A 25,016-nucleotide genomic window follows, 5' to 3' on the forward strand; every position below is an offset into this window, starting at 1 on the left:
GCAAAAATGCGGAGACAAAGGATTATATAAAATCCTAATGGGTTAATATGAGATCAGGGTTTACTCATCAATGGGGATAGCGGGGGCTGGCTTATGAATTATTTTGCTGACTTAACGTGGACAGAGTCCATTAAGGACGTTATCGATATATTGATCGTTACCTATATTATGTACAAACTGATTTTGCTTGTGCGGGGGACACGTGCGGTTCAGCTCCTGAAAGGGATTCTGTTCCTTGTGCTGATCTGGGCATTAAGTACGTGGCTAAACCTGTATACGCTCAAATGGTTAATGAACCAGATGTTTACGTTTGGTGTCGTTGCGGTGTTCATTATCTTTCAGCCGGAACTGCGTCGTGGTCTGGAGCAATTGGGACGCGGTAAGCTGTTTGGACGTTCAGCGGCAGCGAGTGATGAAGAATTAACCGTGTTAATTGGTGAGATTATTAAGTCAGTTAATTATTTGTCACGGCGTAAAATTGGCGCTTTGGTCGTATTTGAACGTGAAACAGGTCTGAACGATTACACGGAATCGGGCATTAAGATGCAATCTCTGGTCAGCTCGGAGCTGATGATTAATATCTTTATTCCAAATACACCGCTCCATGATGGAGCCGTTATTATACAGGGTAAACAGATTTCGGCGGCAGCTTGTTATTTGCCATTATCAGAGAATCCTTTTATCAGTAAGGAATTGGGAACACGTCACCGTGCAGCAATCGGGATTACCGAAGTTGCAGATGCGATCTGTTTGGTTGTCTCCGAGGAGACAGGACAGGTGTCACTTGCAATGAATGGACAGGTCGTTCGTGATATTAAGGAAGAATCGCTGATTGCCAAACTGTATGAGGAGTTGCGCCCTACATCCAATCTGAAAAAGAATGGCTGGACAACCTTCTGGAAACGGAAGGGAGGACGTAACAATGGATAAGTGGTTTAACAATAATAACTTTGCCAAAATACTTGCGCTTGCGGTGAGCCTGCTGCTCTGGTTCATGATTCATCTGGATGAAGTACCAACTACCCCTACGATTACAACAGGGACAACCAACAAGGTTGTGGAACGTACGGTGCCTGTTCAACCTTATGGATTAGACAGCAACAGCTATGTGCTTACTTCATTAAGTACCGATGAGGTCCGGCTGGAGATCAAAGGGCAGCGCTCGATGCTAACATCGATTTTTACGAATGATGACTACAAGGTACTGGTCGATCTGAGTCAGGTGAAAGATGGGTCCAATACACTGCCACTTGTACCTGATTTGCCTTCCGGGGTAGAAGTGGTCAGCATGGAACCTTCCATGGTTACGGTGAACGTAGAAAAATTGGGCACCAAATCCTTCAATGTGAATATTGTACCCGAAGGGGAACCATCCGCCGGATACAGCGCTGGAACGCCCGTAATTGAACCTTCGACGCCGGTTAAGGTAACTCTGCCCGAAGGACAACTCGAGGCTGTAGCGAAGGTCCAGGGCAGTGTGAGCGTGAAAGATGCCAAGGAAGATGTCATACAGAAAAAAGTGAAACTTCAAGCATACGATGCTGAAGGCAAGGTCCTTGAAAATGCGATAATAACGCCTCAAACGGTTGAAGTCCGAGTTCCGGTCAATCAGCCCTATACATCTGTACCCTTAAGAATCAAATATTCGGGACAGCTTCCGGAAGGCCTGGTACTCTCCACGGTAGAGCCAAACGTGAAAGAAGTCTCGGTTTATGGATCAGAGGATGCGCTTGCAGGTATACAGTCCTACGACCAAGTAACCCTTGATCTTACACAGTTTGATAAGTCGGGTACATCGACAGTTAACGTGGACTTGACGCCGCCTTCCGGTTTTGAGAAAATCGAGCCTAGTTCGATTCAGATCAAAGTAACCATATCCCCATTTGACGAGGCAGAGGAGACAACCAAAGTCTTTCCGAACGTCCCCATCACACTTACCGGTGCGGGGAATGGGCTGGAAGGTACACTCGTTACGCCTAAAAGTGGCGGTCTGAACCTTACGCTTACAGGCTCAGCAAGTATGCTTGAGGGTCTGAGTAGTGATGATCTCACGTTAACCGGGGATCTTGCTGGACTTGCGGTCGGAACGCATGAGATCAAGCTTGAAGCCGACCTGCCCCGTTATGCCAAACTGGATGAATCATCCACTGCTTTGAGTGCGACGGTTAAAATTAGTGAAAAGGCTGAAGACACCACAACTACTCCTAGCGAAGATCCGACTGACGAGGGAACGGTAGCACCTGACCCTTCACCAGCCGAGGTCGAAAATGGGGAAACGGAGCCTGTTCCTGATGAAGAAGAAACGGAATCGAATACGGATACTCAGGATCAGGGCCAACAGGGGAGCACAAGCAGTCGAGGTAATTTAAATAATAATAACAGCGGTACTAGCAGTAAAAGTGGCGCGAATCCGTAAACGTTCTAATTTTAAAATTCTCAAAAAATAATAATAGTGCTCGTATATGATGCGAATAGAAGGAGTTAAATCATGGGGAAATATTTTGGTACAGACGGTGTAAGAGGGGTTGCCAATAAAGAGTTAACGGCAGAGCTGGCTTATAGCATTGGACGTTGTGGTGGTTACGTGCTTGCAGGTGGTGTGGAAAGACCAAAAGTGGTTATCGGCATGGATACTCGTATCTCGGGATTGATGTTGGAATCCGCACTGGTTGCAGGTCTGTTGTCCATTGGCGCTGATGTGATCCGTCTGGGCGTAGTATCCACTCCGGGAGTGGCGTATATTGCACGTTTGTTGAAAGCTGACGCGGGCGTGATGATCTCCGCTTCCCACAATCCGGTTGAGGATAACGGAATCAAGTTCTTTGGTGGAGATGGCTTCAAGCTGTCTGATGAAACAGAGAACCGGATTGAAGAACTGATGGATGCGGAGACAGATCAATTGCCACGGCCAGTTGGTGGCGGGCTGGGTACTGTAACGACAGATGAAGAATCCCGTTATCGTTACCTTGATTTCCTGAAAACGACTGTAAATGAATCGTTCTCTGGACTTAAAATTGTTTTGGACTGTGCAAACGGAGCAGCTTATGAGCTGGCACCGAAATTGTTCAGTGAACTAGGTGCAGAAGTCATTGCCATTGGCGCTGAGCCTAACGGCCTGAATATTAATGAGCAATGTGGATCAACTCATCCAGAGAACCTGAAACAAGAAGTGCTTAAACATAAAGCAGATCTGGGTCTTGCTTTTGACGGGGATGCAGATCGTCTGATTGCTATTGATGAGACAGGCGCTGAAGTAGATGGAGACTTCATTCTGTGTATCTGCGGTGATGCAATGAATCGTGCAGGCAAGTTGAAGGACAGTACTGTTGTATCGACCGTTATGAGTAACATCGGATTCTACAAAGCAACGGAGAAACTTGCACTGAAAACAGCTAAAACAGCAGTAGGTGACCGTTATGTGATGGAGGAAATGCGTCGCGGCGGTTACAACTTGGGTGGAGAGCAATCTGGCCATGTTATTTTCCTGGATTACAATACAACTGGAGACGGTATGCTGACTGCGATTCAACTCGTGGATACGCTCAAGGCTTCCGGTAAAAAACTGAGTGAACTAAAAGCGCTAATGACCCAGTACCCACAAGTATTGGTGAATGTGCGAGTTGAAGATAAGAGCAAATACGAGGGCAATGCTGCAATCGAGCAAGCTATTGCTACAGTAGAACAACAACTCGGCGATAATGGACGTGTACTCGTTCGTGCTTCAGGTACTGAATCTCTGATCCGTGTTATGGCGGAAGGACCAGATAAAGACGAACTTGAACAATTTGTGTCTCAAATCGCAGATGTAGTGCAAAAAGAACTGGTATAGGACTGGAAGATGTAAGAGATACCTTCTGCATACTTTTCTTAAGGGAATTGTTGTGTAGAACGAGGCTTAATATAACATGATTTAGGACTTATGCATGGATATTCCTGCGTCCCGGCCTGATGAGACCATAGGTCCGTTTATCCGGTCGGGATTGTAGGTAAATATGCTAAAATTGTCACAGGTACTTTGCTCCATTGCAAAATGGACCTGACGTGCATATAATGAGTGGAGTCGTCATTCAGACACAGAAAGTGAGGAACGTAAGGTTACAGTTACACAAGCGCCAGAGCTTGGAGTTGCGCGGGATGATGTTGATCAGGATTTCTTCTAGGTTGAAGAACGGCTGATTAAGATCAACGGCAATCAAGCTGACGAGGTGGAGGTGTTCGGATTGTTCGGCGGGGACCTCCCGGTGAAGCACCAGAGCCGTAAACCGGATTGCGGAAAATGGATGGGTGACTGTCCACACAACGCGCCGGTGCAGGTGCAAGAGTTAAACTAAAATTCAAATGAATGTGCGTGAAGAGCGTAAACAGTACGCGGACGGGAAAATGATGTACATTCATGATTGCATTCATAACAGCTTATGATGACAGCGGGGCGACACGAGGTCGCTCTGATCATTGATAATTGAATAAGTACCAAGTATTCATGAAACGCTAGGCAATCACTCATTTTTCCGATATGCCGCCTCTGCCTGTTTCTCTTCGTGACACAGTATTCATATACAAACGGAGGAAATAAACTATGTGCGGTATTGTTGGATATATTGGTAATAAGAACACTCAATCGGTATTGGTCGAAGGATTAAAGAAACTCGAGTATCGTGGTTATGATTCTGCAGGTATCGCGGTATTTACACCGGAAGGTCTGCAAATCACGAAAGCTCTTGGTCGTCTTGCGAACCTTGAAGCCAAGCTGGATGGTGCACCACTGGTAGGTAATGCCGGAATCGGACACACACGTTGGGCAACTCATGGTAAACCATCGGATGAGAACTCTCATCCACACACGGATGGAAGCCAGAAGTTCTCTGTTGTGCATAACGGTATTATTGAGAACTACCTGGATCTGAAGGACGAATTGATGGCTCAAGGTCACACGTTCACTTCCGAGACAGATACTGAGGTTATCTCTCACCTGATCGCACGTGAATACAATGGTGATATCGTCAAAACAGTACAAAAAGTGATCACATTGTTGCGTGGCGCATTTGCACTGGGTGTATTGACAGAGCATGAGCCTGAGAAACTCGTAGCTGTGCGTCAAGCAAGCCCATTGATTATTGGTATTGGTGAAGGCGAGAACTTCATTGGTTCCGACATCCCGGCAATTCTGGAACATACACGTAACGTGTACATTCTGAATGATGGTGAAATGGCTGTATTGACACATGATGCTGTCGAATTGATGACGATTGAAGGCAACTTTATTTCTCGGGAAATGATTCGTGTCGATTGGGATGCTGTAACCGCAGAAAAAGGCGGATTCGAGCACTTCATGCTGAAAGAAATTCATGAGCAACCAAAAGCATATCGTGATACTATGCTGGGTCGCATCGATAATGAAGGTAAAAAAGTTCAACTTCCTGAGTTGAAAATGACTGAAGAACAAATTAAAAATATCCGTAACGTTCAAATCATTGCATGTGGTACAGCGTACCATGCAGGTCTGGTTGGACGTACAGTGATTGAGCAATTGGTACGTATTCCGGTTGAAACAGATGTGGCTTCCGAGTACCGTTACCGTTCCCCAATCGTGCACAAAGATACACTTGTAATCGTAGTGAGCCAATCCGGTGAAACTGCCGATACGCTTGCTGCATTGCGTGAAGCACAATCCAATGGTGCGCATGTACTGGCAATCACAAACGTAGTGGGCAGCTCCATTGCACGTGATGCAGATGATGTTATCGCAACATTGGCAGGTCCTGAAATTGCAGTAGCTTCTACCAAAGCGTATACTTCGCAGTTGATTGCTTTCAACTTGCTTGGTCTGTACCTTGCACAAGTTCGTGGTACTCAATCTGCAGAAGAGATTGCACACACACTGGCAGCGATGCAAGCATTGCCTGAGCAAGTGGAATCCATGTTGGAGCAAGCGGAGGCAATCAAAGGATATGCAGAGCAAATCTCCAAACATGAACATCTCTTCTTCATTGGTCGTGGTCTTGACTATGCAGTAGCTCAAGAAGGATCTTTGAAGCTGAAAGAGATCTCTTATATTCACTCCGAGGCGTATGCTGCGGGTGAGTTGAAACACGGTACACTTGCATTGATCGAAGACGGTATCCCTGTTATTGCCCTGGCAACGCAGGAGAACGTACTTGAGAAAACAGTGAGCAACATTAAGGAAGTAAAAGCACGTGGCGCAGATGTATTGGCAATTACGTACGAAGAGCACGTAGCACCATTGCTGAAATCCGTAGACCAAGCGTTTGCGATTCCTAAGACGCTGCCACTGCTTAGCCCTGCTTTGTCTGTAGTTGCGCTGCAATTGCTGGCATACTATGCTTCCCTGGCACTGGGTCATGATGTGGATAAACCACGTAACCTGGCGAAAAGTGTAACGGTTGAGTAAGGTAAGGAAATCTGTACAAATTACTTTATCGTCTAGTGATAAATAAGTGTAGAACCATTAACAAAAGTATGGAACTACACGAACTGTTGTCCAATGACATGGATAACGGGTTGTTCAATAGATTCAGTAAACTAATAAAGTATGAACAAAATAATGGTCCTGATGACTCTAAGTCATCAGGACTTTTTTGATGTTCAGGAGGGGGAAAACGATATAAGCTGTTGGAGGGAGAATAAGACGCATTCGGAAACTACATAAACAAAACGAAACTGAATGCAAGAAAATCTTAGGTGTATCGCAAGGGAATTAGAGCGAATTAGAGCAAAATAAAAATAAGACGTTAATTATAAAGTGGTTACAAGAGTTAAAATAGGTGGTTCTGAATATTAGAACCACCTTATTTGTGTTTGTGCATTGTAGATTGCGGTCATTCATTGAACGAAAATCCACCAGATTATAGAGCACCTTTTTGTAATTCTCACATTTGAAATATTCTTCGTGCACGAATGTAATCAACTTTTTAAAGAGAGTCATTAACATTCGCAACTCGTAAGTGCAAATATATCCTCAAGAAGGATGCGGATTGGGCATAAAAGATCATTTGAACGATAAAGGAAGATGACTGAACGTGACTGGTACATCTTTCAGCAACTCAAAAAATGGTATGCCAAGAAGCAACAATGCGCTCGATGAAGGAGCTTATTACGCGAAGTGAAATCATTGTCCGTTCAATTCGGACTCAGAACGCGATTGTAATCTGTATGTAAATAAATGAAGGACATCGGAAAGCGTATAAGGGAAAACCTCACGTACAGTTTGATGAGGAGGAGCAGAATATATTTACCCTTTACTCTAACAGAGGCGCAGAGAAGAAGGCGTGATACAAAACTATGCCAGCTACCATCCGTGCGGACGCTGTGGCCATTTTCCAGCCAGAAATTGGTCAGGTAATCATGTTAAGTTATTACAAAGTGCAAGGAATAGGAACACCGGCAAAGAATATTTAAAGGGAATATATACCAAATTTACCCGTTCAATGGCTGAATGTCAACACTCGTCAAATTCCTCGATTGATGTCAAATCATTCCCAACGTTTCTTCTCCATTCACTTTTTCACATTTTTTAACGAAAAATGTTAACACATTATGTTTTATGAACCAAATTTAACAATATAATGACTATATTTAACAAAAAAATCACTATACATTCTTGTAAATTTTGATATAATTCAACCTAGGTCTTATTCCCTATTATTCTAATAAATGGAATTGTAGGGTTTTTTATACCCATCCAAGCTGTGTGCGAGAGACCAGTATACTGGCTAACCAACAAGCCGGCATGCGGGGACCAACAATTGTGGAAAATGACAGCCTAGAATATGTTGCTCCATGACGTCAGAAGGTTCAGAAAGGAAGGTTCAGAAAGATGGAGCCAACCTTATCCCAATTCCGATGGAGGATGAAGTGAGTGAGCATTTTTGAAAAGCTGGAATCCAACGTAAGATCTTACTGCAGAAGCTTTCCGGTGGTATTCGACCGGGCCAAGGGAGACCTTTTATATTCTGAGGACGGAAGAGCATATATTGATTTCTTTGCAGGTGCCGGGGCACTCAATTACGGCCATAACAACGATTATATTAAAGATCGGGTTCTCGATTACTTGACCTCCGACCGGATTATGCACGGTCTGGATATGTATACAATGGCCAAGCGTGAATTCATCCAGAGCTTCTCTGAGCGGATCTTGGAGCCGAAGAAGCTGAATTACAAGCTTCAATTCTGCGGCCCAACAGGGACGAATGCGGTGGAAGCGGCCCTGAAGCTCGCACGCAAGGCGAAGAAGAGAAGTGGAATATTCGCATTCATGGGTGGCTTCCACGGCATGTCGCTCGGCAGTCTGTCGGCGACAAGCTCCAAGTCCATGAGAGAAGGGGCGGGGCTCCCTCTGGACGGAGTTACGTTCATGCCGCACCCGAGCGGGGCTTTCGCAGAAATGGATACGCTCGGTTATATCGAGAATATCCTGACTGATTCGCACTCCGGAATCGATAAGCCGGCTGCAATCCTGCTTGAAACGGTACAAGCCGAAGGAGGAATTCACGTTGTCGACGCGCAGTGGCTACGCGAGCTGCAGCAGCTTTGCCGCAGGCACGATATTCTGCTCATTACAGACGAGATTCAAGTAGGATGCGGTCGGACAGGCGAATTCTTCTCCTTCGAACGTGCAGGGATCGAGCCGGATCTCATTACCCTGTCGAAGTCGATCAGCGGGTACGGCCTGCCAATGTCCCTCCTGCTGCTGAAGCCCGAACTGGATATCTGGACGCCGGGCGAGCACAACGGCACCTTCCGCGGCAACCAGCTGGCTTTTGTGGCCGCGAAGGCTGCTCTCGAGTTCCGGGACAGAACCGAACTGGAAGCTCAGGTGAAGCAGAAGGAAGAGTATGTGCGCTCGTTCCTTGATCAAGAAATCAAGCCTCTGCATCCGTCCATCGCCATCCGCGGACTCGGCCTGATCTGGGGCATTGACGTCTCGGGGTTCATGGATGAAGCCGGGGCGAAGCGGGTGACGGATATCAGCTTCGAAAACGGGCTCATCATTGAAAGAGCCGGCAGAGGAGATTGTGTGCTGAAGATCATGCCTCCGCTTACCGTCTCGATGGAGCATCTGACCGCCGGCTGCGCCATTATCAAGTCCAGTATGCAGCAGGTGATCTCTCAGGAGACCAAGGATTTGTTAGTAACGACCTAAGCTTGGCCAAGCCGATGGCCGCCCCCGGCAAGAGGCATGAAAGTGCCTTCCGGAGGGCGTGCGGACTTGATGTTAAGGTAGCGCTTTCTCCTCATGCTACCTGCGGTAACGTCAATCAGCATGGAATTCTCCGGCAATCCAAGGGCAGTACCGTTCGTGCCATACGGAGCATTCCTTGAGTCTCATGCAGTACCCTCGTTAAATTTAATCGTCAGGAAAAGCTCACTACCCCGCAGCCGAATCTTTACTTATCCACACCAGGGCTGTGGGGGAATAAGCAAATCGTACATAGAGTGTATCAATACCCCTTAAACATAGGCTTCGTCAAAGGCAGCTCGGGTGCCAAATCAGGAGGTACGGTCGACTTCCTGCTGGACGGCTGGAACCCTGCGGCAAGCCTTACATCGACAGGAGGAACATTCCTTGTCGTCTATCCCCAAATCCAATTCCGAATCCCATGTTAAACCAAATCCCGTCTTCGGGTGGCTCGTCCGCAACAATCTTATTGAAGCAGAGGAGTCCGAAGTAACCGCATCTCTTGCGTAGAACGATGCTTGTTGTTGTCCTTTACGCATGGGAGCCAAGCGGGACAGCTGCTAGCAGAGGATTGCCGCATGCGATCAACCGGGCAATTGAAGCGGTGACATTGCGCAAGCCAATGATATTGTTGTCAGATGTTTGAAAAGGAGGGGAGCGTTGCTTCGGCATATGCTCCGCCGGATTGCTTTTACCGATGAAGAGAGGGGAACGATCCAGATGGCTTTTGAAAAAGAAACGTTGTTTTGGAACGAAAAATTCGGTAGTGACGATTATACCTTGACGCGGTTGCCTTACAGCAAAGCTCCAAACTCCCTGGTGCCCAATGTGAAAACCGTTGGCGGTTCGCTTTCGGAGGAAGCGGCGCAGCGCGTCCTTCAAATGAGCAAGGGTGCTCCGCTGGCTGCTTTTATGATTTTGCTCGCCGGTGTTCAGGCACTCTTGCATAAATATACAGGAGCTTCAGACATTCTGGTCGGCATGCCGGTTGTGCCGAAAAAGGGGGAGACGCGTCGATCCGTTAATCATACGGTCATTTTGAAAAACTCGCTTTCGGTGGGGGCAACTTTTAAAACGCTGCTGAGCGAACTGAGGACTTCCTTGCCGGAAGCCATTCAGCATCAACATATTCCGTTCTTGAAAATGACGGAGAAGCTGGACCTGCAATATGCAGAAGGGATACCCTTCGTCCATACGCTAGTATCCCTTAAGGAGTTGCATCTGGACGAAATTGGGCAAAACGTGGTCACGGACTGTTCCTTTGAATTCAGTTTAACCGGCGGGACGATACAGCTAGCGCTGTCATATAACGAGCACTTATATGACTCCGAGTTCATGAGTCGGGTCGTCGGCCACCTGAATCGCCTGCTGTCCGTGGGGCTTTATGAGCTGGAGCTGGACATCGTGCGAGCGGACATGCTGTCGGAGGACGAAAAATTTCAATTACTGCAAAGCTTTAACGATACCGAGAAGGACTATCCTCGTGATCGGACGATTCATCAGCTTGTGGAGGAGCAAGCGAAGCGTGTGCCCGAGGCGACTGCGGTTGTCTTTGAGGGGCAGCGGCTTTCATACGCAGAGTTGAACGAACGGGCAAACCAGCTGGCGCGTACGCTACGATCGGTCGGTGTGCTGCCCAATCAGTTGGTAGGCTTGATGGTCAGGAGATCACTGGAGACGGTCATTGGCATTTTGGCGGTTCTGAAAGCTGGCGGTGCCTACGTGCCGATCGACCCGGAGTACCCGGAAGAACGTATCCGCTACATTCTGGAGAACTCGAACGCGCAGCTGCTGCTGACTCAAAGAGAGCTGTTACAGCAAGTCCCGTTCGAAGGGACCGTATTGGCGCTCGATGACGAGCAGGCCTATAGCGACGATGGCTCGAACCTGGAGGCGGCCAGTGGTCCACACGATCTTGCTTATGTCATTTATACGTCAGGTACAACGGGCAAACCCAAAGGGGTCATGCTGGAGCATCGTGGTTTGGTCAGCTTGAAGCTGATGTTCGCAGACAGGCTGGGCATCACGGAGCATGACCGGATCGTACAATTTGCGAGCTTGTCCTTCGACGCATCCTGCTGGGAAGTGTTCAAAGCACTCTATTTTGGCGCGGCTTTGTACATCCCGACGGCCGAGACAATTCTTGACACTCGTCTGTTCGAGAGTTATATGAACGAGCATGAGATTACGGCGGCGATTTTGCCTCCGACGTACAGCGCTCATTTGAACCCGGACCGTCTTCCCAGCTTAACAAAGCTTGTAACGGGAGGTTCGGCGGTATCGGCCGAATTCGTGCAGCAGTGGAAAGCGAAGGTTCACTATTTCAATGCTTACGGCCCTACCGAAGCTTCGATTGTTACGACGCTTTGGGATGCGGATGAGCAGCAGCCGGAGCGCAGAGTCATTCCGATTGGGCGCCCGCTGGCTAATCATCAGATTTTTATTTTGGATGCCCACCTGCAACTTGTGCCTCCGGGAGTGGACGGCGAGCTGTGCGTGGCAGGTGTGGGGCTTGCGAGAGGTTACCTGAACCAACCGGAGCTGACGGCAGAGAAGTTTGTGGAACATCCGTTTGCGCCGGGAGAACGCCTTTACCGGACAGGAGATCTCGCCCGCTGGCTGCCGGACGGTAATATGGAGTACTTGGGCCGAATCGACCATCAGGTGAAAATCCGTGGATTCCGAATCGAGGTCGGTGAGATTGAAGAGCAGCTTCTGAAGATCGACTCGGTGCAGGAGACGATTGTAATCGCGCGGGAAGGCAAAAGCGGGCAAGAACTGTGCGCTTACCTGGTCGCTAGTCTCCCTCTTACGCTCGGCGAGCTGAGAAGCGCGCTAGCGCAAAAATTGCCGAATTACATGATTCCTGCGCATTTTGTTCAGCTACCGCGGATGCCGCTCACGCCGAACGACAAAATCGATCGTAAGGCTTTGCCTGCCCCGGAAGGCAACGCACTGACCGGTGGCGCGTACGTAGCTCCCCGCAATGAAACTGAGCGAACGCTTGCTGATGTGTGGCAGGCGGTATTGAACGCCGATCGTGTTGGGGTAACGGATCATTTCTTTGAGCTGGGCGGAGACTCGATCAAGTCCATTCAAGTATCTTCGCGGCTTCATCAAGCCGGGTACAAGCTGGAAATCCGGGATTTATTCAAATATCCGACGATTTCACAGCTCAGCCTGCATGTGAAACCGATCAGACGTACCATCGATCAAGGCGAAATAACGGGTGAAACGGCTTTGACACCGATTCAGCATTGGTTTTTCGAGAGTTCCTTTGCGGACCCGCATCATTTCAACCAGTCGGTGATGTTTTATCGGAAGGAACGCTTCAACGAAGAGACAGTGTATCAGGTGCTGCAAAAGCTGGCCGAGCATCATGATGCCTTGCGCATGGTGTTCTGCAAGACGGAACAAGGGTTTAGTGCGTTAACCCGAGCGATTCAGGATGGTGGGCTGTTCACGCTGGACGTGTTCGACTTTAAGGATGCGGAGAATCCCACGCAGGTTGTAGAAGCGAAGGCAACGGGCATTCAAGCAGGCATCGATCTGGAGAACGGGCCCCTCATGAAGGCGGGATTGTTCCAGTGCGAGGACGGAGATCATTTGCTGCTCGCGGTTCATCATGCTGTGGTAGACGGCGTGTCTTGGCGCATTTTGATGGAGGATTTCGCTCTAGGTTACGAGCAGACTGGAAAAAGCAAGGAAATTCGTTTCCCGGCGAAAACAGATGCGTACCGCACTTGGTCCGAGCAGCTGGCTGCTTACGCGCAAAGTCCGGAGATAGCGAAGGAACGGGCCTATTGGCAGGCCGTGGAACAAATGGAGGTTCTGGCCGTGCCGAAGGATATGGAGGCGGACGTTACGACGCAGTATGACAGCGAATCGCTGTTTGTCCGTTTGACTCCTGAAGAAACGGAGCTGCTACTGAAGCGGGTTCACCGTGCCTACAACACCGAAATCAATGATATTTTGGTAACGGCGCTCGGAATAGCCTTACACAAATGGACGGGGCACGAACGGGTGCGGATCAATCTCGAAGGACACGGACGTGAATCGATCGGAACGGATATCGACATCACGCGTACAGTTGGCTGGTTTACGACCAAGTTTCCGGTCGTACTGGAGCCGGAAACCGACCGAGATTTGGCATATCAGATTAAACAGGTCAAGGAAAACTTGCGTCGCATTCCGAACAAGGGGCTTGGGTACGGTATATGTCGCTATCTCTCGAAATCGGAGGATGGATTGGTTTGGGGCGCAGAGCCGGAAATTAATTTTAACTACCTCGGTCAGTTCGACGATGATGTCAACCAAGACGAGATCGGCATATCTTCTTATTCCAGCGGCAGCCCGGCTAGCGACCGGCAGGCCCGCAGCTTTGTGCTGGATATCAACGGTATGGTGCTGGACGGCGCTTTATCGCTCGATCTCAGCTACAGCCAGAAACAGTATCGCAAGGAAACGATGGAAGCCTTCGCTCAGCAACTTGAGCACAGTCTCCGAGACCTCATTATCCACTGTGCAGGCAAAGAAAACACTGAATTGACGCCGAGCGACGTTCAATTTAAAGGCTTGACCATTGCAGAATTGGAGCAAATCGCCCAGCGCTCGGGCCATCTCGGGGAAATCGAAAATATTTACTCACTTACGCCGATGCAGAAAGGTATGTGGTTCCACAGCGCGCTTGACCGGCAAACTGCGGCTTATTTTGAGCAGACGCGGTTTACGATGCGGGGAGAGCTCGACGTCCAGCTTTTTGAGAGGAGTTGGATGGAACTTGCGAAACGTCATCTGGTGCTGCGGGCGAATTTTGTGAAAGGACCCGCGGGCGAGCCACTGCAAATCATATACCGCGACAAACCGGTCGGTTTTGAATATGAAGAGCTGCTTCATTTGCAGATGGACGAGAAACAAGCTTACTTGGATAAAAAGGCTGAGGAGGACAAGCTTCGCGGCTTCGACATGGAACATGACGCGCTCGTTCGGTTCACGATCCTGCGCACCGAAGAGCAAAGCTATCATGTACTGTGGAGTTTCCAACATATTTTGATGGACGGCTGGTGCCTGGCTCAGCTGACGCAGGAGCTGTTTGAGGCATACTCGGCCTTGGCATCCGGCGAGCAATCAGCGGGAGATAAGGGATCGGATTATGGGGCCTATATCGAATGGTTGGAGAAACAGGACGATCAGGCGGCATCAGCCTATTGGATGGCATTCCTGGCAGGTTATGAAGGGCAAACCGTACTCCCTGGACAAAAGGAACTGGCGCTCAACGGCAGATTTACGGCTGATCACGTCACCGTCGAACTGGGCAAGGACTTGAGTGAGCGGATGGACCGGGTGGCGAAACAGCGCCTGGTTACGGTCAATACACTGCTGCAAGCTATTTGGGGCGTGATGCTGCAAAAATATAACGGAACAAACGATGCCGTATTTGGCAGCGTCGTAGCCGGAAGACCGGCGGAAATTCCGGGCATTGAGTCCATGATCGGGCTGTTCATCAATACGGTGCCGGTCCGGGTGACGAGTGAAGCGGACACCGTGTTCGCCGACCTGATGGCGAAGCTTCAAGAGCGGGCACTGGAGTCCGGGCGTTATGATTACTATCCGCTGTATGAAATTCAGGCCCGCAGCGTGCAAAAGCAGAACCTGATCAACCATATCATCGCTTTTGAGAACTATCCGGTGGACGAGCAGATGGAGCAGGCGGGGGACCAGCAGCACGGCGACCTGACGATTGCTGATGTTCAGATGGAGGAGCAGACAAACTATAACTTTAACGTCACCGTGGTGCCGGGAGACGAGATCGAAATTCGGTTCGACTTTAACGCCGAAGTGTTTGATAAAGACAGCATTGAGCGGCTCAAGGGGCATCTCGTTCATTTGCTGGAGCAGGTGACGGATAACCCGGAGATTACCGTGGGCGAGCTGGAACTTGTGACGGAGGCGGAAAAGGCTGACCTTCTCGGACGTTTTAACGACACCACAACAGAATTTCCACGCGGGAAAACGCTCATTCAATTGTTCGAAGAGCAGGTGGAGCGCATCCCGAATGCAGCTGCCATCTCCTTGAATGGGCAAGAACTGACCTACCGCGAGTTGAACGAACGCGTTAACCGTCTTGCTCGTACCTTGCGTAGCCACGGGATATCCAAAGGTCGCCTGGTCGCTATTATGGCTGAGCGTTCCATCGAAATGGTGGTGGGTATGCTGGCGGCACACAAAGCCGGTTCGGCTTACGTACCGATTGACCCGGAATATCCCGAGGAGCGTATCCGTTTCTTGATCGAGGATTCGGGTGCGCAGGTCATGCTGACGCAAAGTCGATTGCGCGAGCGCCAGGCGGGTTCTTACTCCGTGATTTTACTGGATGACGAGTCCTTCTATCACGAATACGGTACAAATCTAAATCAAGGTAGCGAAGCGACAGATCTGGCTTGCATCATCTATACGTCAGGCACGACGGGCAAGCCAAAAGGCAACCTTGTTTCACACCGCAATATCGTGCGGATCGTGCGAAATACGAATTATATCGACATCACTGAGCGGGATCATGTCCTCCAGCTTTCGAGCTATTCGTTCGACGGAGCGATTTTTGATATTTTCGGCGCTTTGACCAACGGGGCACGGCTGGTGCTTGTTCCCCACGAGACTTTACTGGAAATCGGCAAGCTGGCGGATCTCATCCAGCGCGAGCGAATTTCGGTCATGCTAATTACGACGGCTTTCTTCAACGTCCTTGTAGATGTGAACGTCGACTGCCTGCAGGATGTCCGGGCGATTTTGTTCGGAGGAGAGCGCGTGTCGGTCGGCCATGTGCGTAAAGCGCTCGCTCATATCGGACCGGGCAGGCTCAATCACCTGTACGGCCCATCAGAAAGCACGGTTTATACCACGTATCTTCCAGTCGACTTTGTCGATGAGTCCGCGGTTACGGTACCTATCGGACGGCCGATCAGCAATACGACGGTGTATATCGTCGACAGCCAGAATAAACTTCTGCCGATCGGCGTGGCTGGGGAGCTTTGCGTCGGCGGAGAAGGCTTGGTACAGGGCTACAATAACCGGCCGGAGCTAACGGCGGAGAAATTTGTGGACCATCCGTTTGTGCCGAGAGAGCGCATGTACCGGACAGGGGATTTGGCAAAATGGCTACCGGACGGCACGATTGAATACGTGGGGCGGACGGATGATCAAGTGAAAGTCCGCGGCTTCCGTATTGAGCTGGGCGAGATCGAAGCTCAGCTTCAGAAAGTGGAGGGAATTCGGAAAACGACGGTATTTGCGCGGGAAAACGCCTCCGGCGAGAAGCAGCTTTGCGCCTATTATGAAGCGGACCGTGAGCTTCCGGCGGCCGAGCTGAAGAGTGTTCTTTCCCAGGAACTGCCGGCCTATATGATCCCGGCTTACCTGATCCAGTTGGAGAGGCTCCCGCTGACGACGAACGGCAAGGTTGACCGCCGCTCCCTCCCGGCACCTGAGGAGAGCTTGCAGCCAGGCGAAGGACATACTCCGCCTCGGACTCCGTTGGAAGTCAGCTTGGCTGAAATATGGAAAGGTGTGCTCGGATTGGAACACATCGGGGTTCATGATAACTTCTTTGACTTGGGCGGCCATTCCCTGCGGGCAACGACACTGGTGAGCAAGGTGCATCAGGAGTTGAACGTCGAGTTGCCTCTGCGCGACGTATTCCGCTACTCAACGATCGAAGAGATGGCTCTCGCCCTCTCCCGGATTGAAGAGCAGTTGTTCTCGTCGATTCCGCTGGCAGATGAAAGAGCGTATTATCCACTTTCCTCAGCTCAGAAGCGGCTGTTTATCCTGAATCAGCTGGAAGGAGCCGATCAGAGCTATAACATGCCGGGTGTGCTGCTGCTCGAAGGATCGATTGACCACAGCCTGCTGGAGAAAGCTTTCCGCGGACTGATCGAACGTCATGAAACGTTGCGAACCGGATTTGAGATCGTGCAAGGCGAAGCGGTACAGCGTATTTACGAGAGCGTTGATTTTACCGTCGAGTGCCGTCATGCGAACGAGGAAGAAGCGTCTGCAGTCGTGCAGGCTTTTATCCGACCTTTCGACTTGGCGAAGCCACCGTTGCTGCGTGCCGAGCTCGTAGAGCTGGCAACCGAACGTTATTTACTGATGTTTGACATGCACCATATCATCTCCGATGGGGTTTCGATGGACGTGTTCGTTGAGGAACTCGTTCGTCTGTACAGCGGCGAGTCATTAGAACCTTTGCACATTCAGTACAAGGACTATGCGGTATGGCAGCAATCGGACGAGCAAAAAGTGCAATTGAAACGCGAGGAAGCTTACTGGCTGGACCGTTACCGGGGCGAGCTGCCGGTTCTGGAAATGCCAACGGACTACCCGCGTCCTGCTGTACAGAGCTATGAGGGACATACGCTGACGTCCTTCGTGGACGAGGCAACGAACGAAGGCTTGAAACAGCTGGCCGCTCAAAGAGGAACGACGCTATATATGGTGTTGCTTGCCGCATATACCGTGCTTTTGCATAAATATACAGGTCAGGATGATTTGATAGTCGGAACGTCGATTGCAGGCAGAACGCACGGCGACATGCAGCCTTTGATTGGAATGTTTGTTAACACGCTGGCGATCCGCAATTACCCGGCTTCGGAGAAGACCTTTCTGTCGTATTTGGAAGAAGTGAAAGAAACGACTTTAGGCGCTTACGAGCATCAGAATTATCCGTTCGAAGAACTCGTTGATAAAGTGCAGGTTAGCCGGGATTTGAGCCGCAACCCGCTGTTTGACACGATGTTCTCCTTGCAAAACCTGGAGGAGTCAGTGTTTGAGCTGGAAGGGCTGAAATTGTCCCCGTACCCTAGCGAATATGGTATGGCCAAGTTCGACCTGAGTGTGGATGTTACGGAAGAAAATGGCGGACTGGAGTGTAACTTTGAATTCGCAACGGCTCTTTATAAAGAAAGCACGATCCGGCGGTTATCGATTCATTTTGGACATTTGCTTGCGGCGATTGTAAGCCGTCCGGATGCAAAGATCGCTGAGCTGAACTTGTTGACGGCAGAGGAAAAAGGACAAGTTCTCGGCGCGTTCCATCCGACGCAATCGGAAGTGGCTCCTGTGTCGGCGTTCCACCGACTGTTCGAGGAACAAGCGGAGAGCACTCCGGAAGCGGAGGCCATCGTATACGAGAACGATCGGCTGACTTACACGGAGCTGAACGAGCGAGCGAACCGCTTAGCGGCCACGCTGCGCGCAAGTGGAATCGGCCGGGAGGAGATTGTTGGCATTCTCGCCGAGCGTTCGGTGGACCTGCTGGTGGCCGTGCTGGCCGTCTGGAAAGCAGGCGGGGCGTATGTACCGCTTGACCCGGATTATCCGGCAGACCGCGTGCGGTTCATGCTTGAAGACAGCGGAGCGAAGGTGCTGTTGACGCAAACGCCGCTGCGAGAGCGTGCCGAAGCCTGGCTCAGCGAAGAGGAACTGGCACTGGCGACGGTAGTGTACCTCGACGATGAAACGTCATACAGCGAAGACCGGGAGAATGCACCGCTTGGCTCCAGCATGGTTTCCGGTAAAGTCTCCGGCGAGCTGTCGGGTGCTGTGAACGACGGAGATGAGAGACATTCGAAGGTTGTGGGCATGGACAGCTTCCATGAAGCCCGTCCGGAGGACTTGGCGTACGTGATCTATACGTCGGGAACGACGGGCAAGCCGAAGGGTGTAATGATTGAGCACCGCAGCCTGGTGAACACGGCGGCGGGCTACCGGCGGGAATACCGGTTGGATCAGTTCCCGGTGCGGCTGATGCAACTCGCTAGCTTCTCATTTGACGTGTTCGTGGGCGATATCGCGCGGACGTTGTATAACGGCGGAACAATGGTGATTGTGCCGAAGGACGACCGGATTGATCCGTCTCGTCTGCAACACTGGATAGAGCGGGAGCAAGTGACGATCTTTGAATCAACGCCGGCGCTGATCGTGCCGTTTATGGAATACGTGCACGAGCAAGGGCTGGAGTTGAGCGGGATGGAGCTGTTGATCACAAGCTCGGACAGCTGTAGCGTGGCAGATTACCGTACCTTACAGGAACGGTTTGGTTCGTCGTTCCGCATTATTAACGCCTATGGTGTGACGGAAGCGGCAATCGACTCCAGTTTCTATGATGAGGAGTTGGCGAAGCTGCCGCAGACAGGCCATGTGCCGATTGGCAAAGTGTGGTTGAATGCGAAGTTCTACATCGTGGATGCGCATCTGAATCCCGTGCCCGTCGGGGTTCTGGGCGAGCTGGTTATCGGCGGCGTTGGCGTGGCAAGAGGGTACTTGAACCGTCCAGAGCTGACGGAAGAGAAGTTTGTAGACAGCCCGTTTGTCGCGGGCGAGATGCTGTATCGCACAGGAGACTTGGCGCGTTGGATGGAGGACGGCAACGTGGATTTCATCGGCCGAATCGACAACCAGGCAAAAATCCGGGGCTACCGGATTGAGACGGGCGAGATCGAGTCGCAGCTGCTGCGAGTGGAAGGCGTGCGCGAAGCGTTGGTGCTGGTTCGAAGTGATGCGAACGGGCAGAAGGCACTGTGTGCGTATTACACACCAGATACCGATGCGGAGCTGTCAGTGAACGATCTGCGCAGTGCGTTGGCACAGGAGCTGCCAGGTTACATGATCCCGTCGTACTTCGTGGAGCTGGAACGCATGCCTCTGACGCCGAACGGAAAGATGGACCGGAAGGCGCTGCCGGCGCCGGAAGGAGAAGCGGGAAGCGGAACACAGTACGTCGAACCACGCAATGAGCTAGAAATGAAGCTGGTGGTTATTTGGCAGGAAGTGCTGGGGCTTGCGAAGGAGATTGGTGTTCACGACAACTTCTTCGACATCGGTGGCCACTCCCTGCGAGCGACAACGTTGGTCAGCAAGATTCATAAAGAGTTGAACGTGGATCTGCCGCTGCGCGACGTGTTCCGCCATTCCACGATCGAGAGCATGGCTGTCTCCATTTCTCGGCTGGATGAACAGACATTCGTTTCCATTTCAGTGGCGGATGACCGAGAGGTGTACCCGCAATCTTTTGCTCAAAAACGTCTCTTTATCCTGAATCAACTGGAAGGCGCGGAGCTTAGCTACAACATGCCGGAAGCGATGCTGCTGGAGGGTGCTTTGGACCGGACAAGGTTCGAAGAAACGTTCCGTAAGCTCGTGTCGCGGCATGAAATGTTGCGCACCGGGTTCGAAATGGTGGATGGCGAAGCATCACAGCGGGTTTACCAGGACGTGAATTTTGCGGTGGAGTTCTATCAAGCGGATGAGCAAGAGGTCGAAGCGGTGGTTCATGGTTTCGTCCGTCCGTTTGACTTGGCTAAGCCACCGCTGTTGAGGGTAGGCCTTGTTGAGCTGGCTCCGGAACGCCATATTCTGATGTACGACATGCATCATATTATTTCTGATGGCGTTTCGATGGAAATCTTTGTTGAAGAATTTGTGCGTTTGTATGGTGGGGAGCAATTGGAGCCGCTGCGCATTCAGTACAAAGACTACACCGTTTGGCAGCATTCGCAGGAGCAGCAGGAACGGCTTCAGCATCAGGGGGCGTATTGGCTGGACATGTTCCAGGGCGAGCTTCCAGTGCTGGAAATGCCGACCGACTATCCACGTCCTGCTGTACAGAGCTATGAGGGCCAAACGATGGAGTTTTTCTTCGACGCTTCAAAAACCGACGGCCTGAAACAGTTGGCTTCGGAAACGGGCACGACGCTGTTTATGGTGCTGCTTGCGGCGTATAACGTGCTTTTGCACAAATATTCAGGTCAGGAAGACGTGATCGTTGGTACGCCGATTGCCGGAAGGAATCATGGAGATGTGCAGCCGTTGATCGGGATTTTCCTAAACACGCTGGCGATTCGCAGTTATCCGTCTCCGGAGAAAACATTCCTGTCATATCTGAACGAAGTCAAAGAAACAACTCTGCGTGCCTTTGAGCATCAGAACTATCCGTTTGAACAATTGGTGGACAAGGTGCAAGTCACCCGTGATTTAAGCCGTAATCCGCTCTTCGATACGATGTTTACGATGCAAAATACGGAGAACGAGCAATTTGAGCTGGAAGGGCTTCGCCTGATTCCTTACCCGAGCGTACTGGATACTGCGAAGTTTGATATCAGCTTGGATGTGGGCGAGGAGAACGGCGGGTTGGATTACAGCTTCGAATATGCAACGGCTCTTTATAAAAGGGAGACGATTGAACGGCTGGCAAAACATTACGAGCAGTTGCTCGTGACAATTGTAAACCGTCCAGATGCGAAGATTGCCGATCTGAATTTGCTGACGGCAGCGGAAAAAGAAGAAATTGTCTGCGCGTTTAATCCGGCGCAGCCGGAAGAGGCTCCTGTGGCGGCGTTCCACCGGTTGTTCGAGGAACAGGCGGAACGCACACCGGAAGCGGAAGCCGTCGTGTATGAAAAAAACCGCCTAACGTATGTGGAGTTGAACGAGCGAGCGAACCGCTTGGCGGCTACACTGCGCACAAGTGGCATCGGCCGGGAGTCAATCGTTGGCATTCTCGCCGAGCGTTCGGTGGACTTGCTGGTGGCCGTACTGGCCGTATGGAAAGCGGGCGGAGCCTATGTACCGCTCGACCCGGATTATCCAGCAGACCGGGTGAGATTTATGCTCGAAGACAGCGGAGCGAAGGTGCTGCTGACACAAACGCTGCTGCGAGAGCGTGCCGAATCCTGGCTCGGCGAAGAGGAACTAGCACTGGAGACGGTGCTGTATCTCGATGACGAAACGTCATACAGCGAAGACCGAGCGAATGCACCAATGGACTTCGGCCAAGGCATGGTTTCAGGTCTGGTCTCCGGCGAGCTGACGGGTGCTGTGAACGACCGTAATGAGAGTCATCCAAATGATGTTGATGTTGTCGGTATGGGCAGCTTCCATGAAGCCCGTCCGGAGGACTTGGCGTACGTCATCTACACGTCGGGAACAACGGGTAAGCCAAAGGGTGTAATGATCGAACATCGCAGCCTGGTGAACACGGCGGCGGGTTACCGATGGGAATACCGATTGGATCAGTTCCCGGTGCGGCTGCTGCAGCTCGCAAGCTTCTCGTTTGACGTGTTTGTGGGCGATATCGCGCGGACGTTGTACAACGGAGGCAGCATGGCCATTGTACCGAAGGACGACCGGATCGATCCGTCTCGTCTGCACTACTGGATAGAGAGGGAGCAAGTGACGATCTTTGAATCAACACCGGCACTGATCGTGCCGTTTATGGAGTACGTGCATGAGCAGGGGTTGGAGTTGAGCGGGATGGAGCTGTTGATCACTAGCTCGGACAGCTGCAGTGTGGCAGATTACCGTACCTTACAGGAACGGTTTGGCTCGTCGTTCCGCATTATTAACGCCTACGGTGTGACGGAAGCGGCAATTGACTCCAGTTTCTATGACGAGGAGTTGTCGAGACTTCCTCAGACAGGGCATGTGCCGATTGGCAAAGCGTGGTTGAATGCGAAGTTCTACATCATGGATGCACATCTGAATCCCGTACCCGTCGGTGTGCTGGGCGAATTGGTTATCGGCGGAGTCGGTGTGGCGCGCGGGTACTTGAACCGTCCAGAGCTGACGGAAGAAAAGTTTGTAGACAGTCCTTTCACCGCTGGTGAGCGGTTGTATCGCACGGGAGATTTGGCGCGGTGGATGGAGGACGGAAACGTGGATTTCATCGGCCGGATCGACAACCAGGCAAAAATCCGGGGCTACCGGATTGAGACGGGCGAGATCGAGTCGCAGCTGCTGCGAGTGGAAGGCGTGCGCGAAGCGTTGGTGCTGGTTCGAAGTGATGCGAACGGGCAGAAGGCACTGTGTGCGTATTACACACCAGATACCGATGCGGAGCTGTTAGTGAACGATCTGCGTAGCGCGCTGGCGCAGGAGCTGCCGGGTTACATGATCCCGTCGTACTTCGTGGAGCTGGAGCGTCTACCTCTGACACCGAACGGGAAAATAGACCGGAAGGCGCTGCCGGCGCCGGAAGGGGAAGCGGGAAGTGGAACGGAGTATGTCGCACCGCGCAATGAGCTGGAAATGAAGCTGGCGGTGATTTGGCAGGAGGTGCTGGGGCTTACGAAGGAGATTGGTGTTTATGACAACTTCTTCGACATCGGCGGCCACTCTCTGCGAGCGACGACAATGGCAGGCAAGGTATTTAAGGAATTAAACGTCAACCTGCCGCTGCGCGACGTATTCCGTCACTCGACCATTGCGGCGATGGCCGATGCGATTGCCCGGATGGAACGGCGGGAGCATGAGGCCATTCCTCAAGCGGAAGAGAGAGAGTACTACCCTCTGTCCTCCGCGCAGAAACGGTTGTTTATTCAGCACACGCTGGATGGAGCGGATCAGCTTTACAACATGCCGGAACTGGTGCAGGTGGAAGGCAAGTTTGATTTAGACCGGTTGGAAGCCGCCTTGCGGAAACTGATAACACGGCATGAATCGCTGCGCACCGGTTTTGAAATGGTGAAGGGCGAAGCGGTTCAGCGGATTTACCCGCAGGTCGATTTTGCTATCGAGCATCATCAAGCGGATACAGAGGATGCAGCTCAAGTTGAGCAGATCGTCCGCAACTTCGTTCGTCCGTTTGATCTCGGCAAGCCGCCGCTGCTGCGCGCCGGAGTCATCGAACTGGAGCCGAACCGGTATATTCTCCTTTTCGATATGCACCATATTGTGTCGGATGGCGTATCGATGGCGATTGTGATGGATGAGTTCTCGAGTTTCTACGCCGGGGAAGAACTGCCGCCACTACGCATTCAATATAAGGATTATGCCGTTTGGCAGCAGTCGGAGGTCCACCGAGAGCGGATCGGGCGGCAGGAAGCGTACTGGCTGCAAACCTTTGAAGGCGAGCTGCCGACGGGGGATCTGCCGATGGACTACGAACGTTCTACAGTTCGCAACTACGAAGGCGCGCATCTGGAGTTCGATGTCGAAGCTTCTCTCTCTGCGCGGCTGCGTGAATTGGCGGCCGAGCGTGAAAGCACGCTGTACATGGTACTGCTTGCGGCATATACCGTGATGCTGTCCAAGTACAGCGGGCAGGAAGACTTAATTGTGGGCACCCCGGTGGCGGGAAGAACTAACGCCGATTTGGAGCCGGTCATCGGCATGTTTGTTAATACACTGGCGCTCCGCAATCGTCCGTCAGGAGAAAAAACGTTCCTGTCCTACCTTGATGAAGTGAAGGAAACGGCTTTGGGGGCTTTTGAGAATCAGGATTATCCATTTGAGGAGCTCGTGGAGCGTTTGAATGTGAAGCGCGAGCCGGGCCGCTTCCCACTGTTTGATGCCGTTTTCGACTTGCAAAATATCGAAGAACGAGACGCCGAACTGGAAGGGGTCAGCCTGAAGAATTACGAGCTTGACCAATTGGAAGAAGCGAAGTTTGATCTGACGCTGTTTATGTATGAAAACGAAGGGGCACTGAGCGGGGGCTTTTTCTATGCCACCAAACTGTTCAAAGAAACGATGATCCGCACCTTAACCGAGGATTACCTGCGGGTACTTTCTCAAATTGCGGAAAATCCACAACTTGAGCTAAGTCGGATTGAATGTCATAAACCGGCGGCAGGCACAAAGAATGCCGTCGATACGATCGAATTTGCGTTCTAATATTACAAGCGCGCCTCCGCCGTCAAGCGAAAGTGGTGCGCATCCCATGGAAGACGGCGAACAACTTGCAAGTCCGTAAATCAAGCCCGTAAACGCGCAGGCCGAAAGTAAGTTTTTTCGGATCTGCGCCGGGGCATGCGGTCACTTCATT

7 protein-coding genes are annotated in these 25,016 nt (G+C 51.1%); all 7 read left to right on the top strand.

The genetic code is table 11. The annotated features are described in order from the left end of the window. Positions 1 to 93 precede the first annotated feature (93 nt). The 7 genes from cdaA to QF041_RS24570 all read left to right on the top strand — a co-directional run bounded on the left by cdaA (position 94) and on the right by QF041_RS24570 (position 24,865). Complete coding sequence (gene cdaA, locus QF041_RS24540) at positions 94 to 930, top strand: diadenylate cyclase CdaA (RefSeq protein WP_047841664.1); 837 nt, start codon at positions 94 to 96, stop codon at positions 928 to 930. Further along, on the top strand, positions 923 to 2,416 hold the full coding sequence (locus QF041_RS24545) for a CdaR family protein (protein ID WP_307415977.1): 1,494 nt from the start codon (positions 923 to 925) through the stop codon (positions 2,414 to 2,416). Before cdaA ends, QF041_RS24545 begins: the two co-directional genes overlap by 8 nt. A 72-nt stretch (positions 2,417 to 2,488) precedes the next feature. Then, a complete protein-coding gene (glmM, locus tag QF041_RS24550) occupies positions 2,489 to 3,829 on the top strand; it encodes a phosphoglucosamine mutase (RefSeq protein ID WP_017692121.1) in 1,341 nt (446 codons plus the stop codon). A gap of 747 nt (positions 3,830 to 4,576) precedes the next feature. After that, the gene (gene glmS / locus QF041_RS24555) at positions 4,577 to 6,409 is read left to right on the top strand and encodes a glutamine--fructose-6-phosphate transaminase (isomerizing) (protein ID WP_076217241.1); all 1,833 of its coding nucleotides are present in this window, start codon (positions 4,577 to 4,579) and stop codon (positions 6,407 to 6,409) included. Between the two features lie 1,467 nt (positions 6,410 to 7,876). Continuing rightward, positions 7,877 to 9,160, top strand: coding sequence for a diaminobutyrate--2-oxoglutarate transaminase (gene ectB / locus QF041_RS24560; RefSeq protein ID WP_076217242.1), 1,284 nt, complete (start codon positions 7,877 to 7,879; stop codon positions 9,158 to 9,160). Between the two features lie 423 nt (positions 9,161 to 9,583). Beyond that, positions 9,584 to 9,706: a hypothetical protein gene (locus QF041_RS24565; protein ID WP_307415978.1), complete on the top strand. Its 123-nt coding sequence runs from the start codon at positions 9,584 to 9,586 to the stop codon at positions 9,704 to 9,706. 162 nt (positions 9,707 to 9,868) lie between these two features. Beyond that, positions 9,869 to 24,865, top strand: coding sequence for a non-ribosomal peptide synthetase (locus QF041_RS24570; RefSeq protein WP_307417046.1), 14,997 nt, complete (start codon positions 9,869 to 9,871; stop codon positions 24,863 to 24,865). Positions 24,866 to 25,016: the final 151 nt, after the last annotated feature.

The organism is Paenibacillus sp. W2I17, from assembly GCF_030815985.1.
GTDB lineage: Bacteria > Bacillota > Bacilli > Paenibacillales > Paenibacillaceae > Paenibacillus.

Excerpts from the sequence above, each read along its gene's own strand:
- QF041_RS24570 (WP_307417046.1), top strand. The coding sequence starts at position 9,869 with ATGCTCCGCCGGATTGCTTTTACCGATGAAGAGAGGGGAACGATCCAG.
- QF041_RS24545 (WP_307415977.1), top strand. The coding sequence starts at position 923 with ATGGATAAGTGGTTTAACAATAATAACTTTGCCAAAATACTTGCGCTT.
- cdaA (WP_047841664.1), top strand. The coding sequence starts at position 94 with ATGAATTATTTTGCTGACTTAACGTGGACAGAGTCCATTAAGGACGTT.
- glmS (WP_076217241.1), top strand. The coding sequence starts at position 4,577 with ATGTGCGGTATTGTTGGATATATTGGTAATAAGAACACTCAATCGGTA.
- glmM (WP_017692121.1), top strand. The coding sequence starts at position 2,489 with ATGGGGAAATATTTTGGTACAGACGGTGTAAGAGGGGTTGCCAATAAA.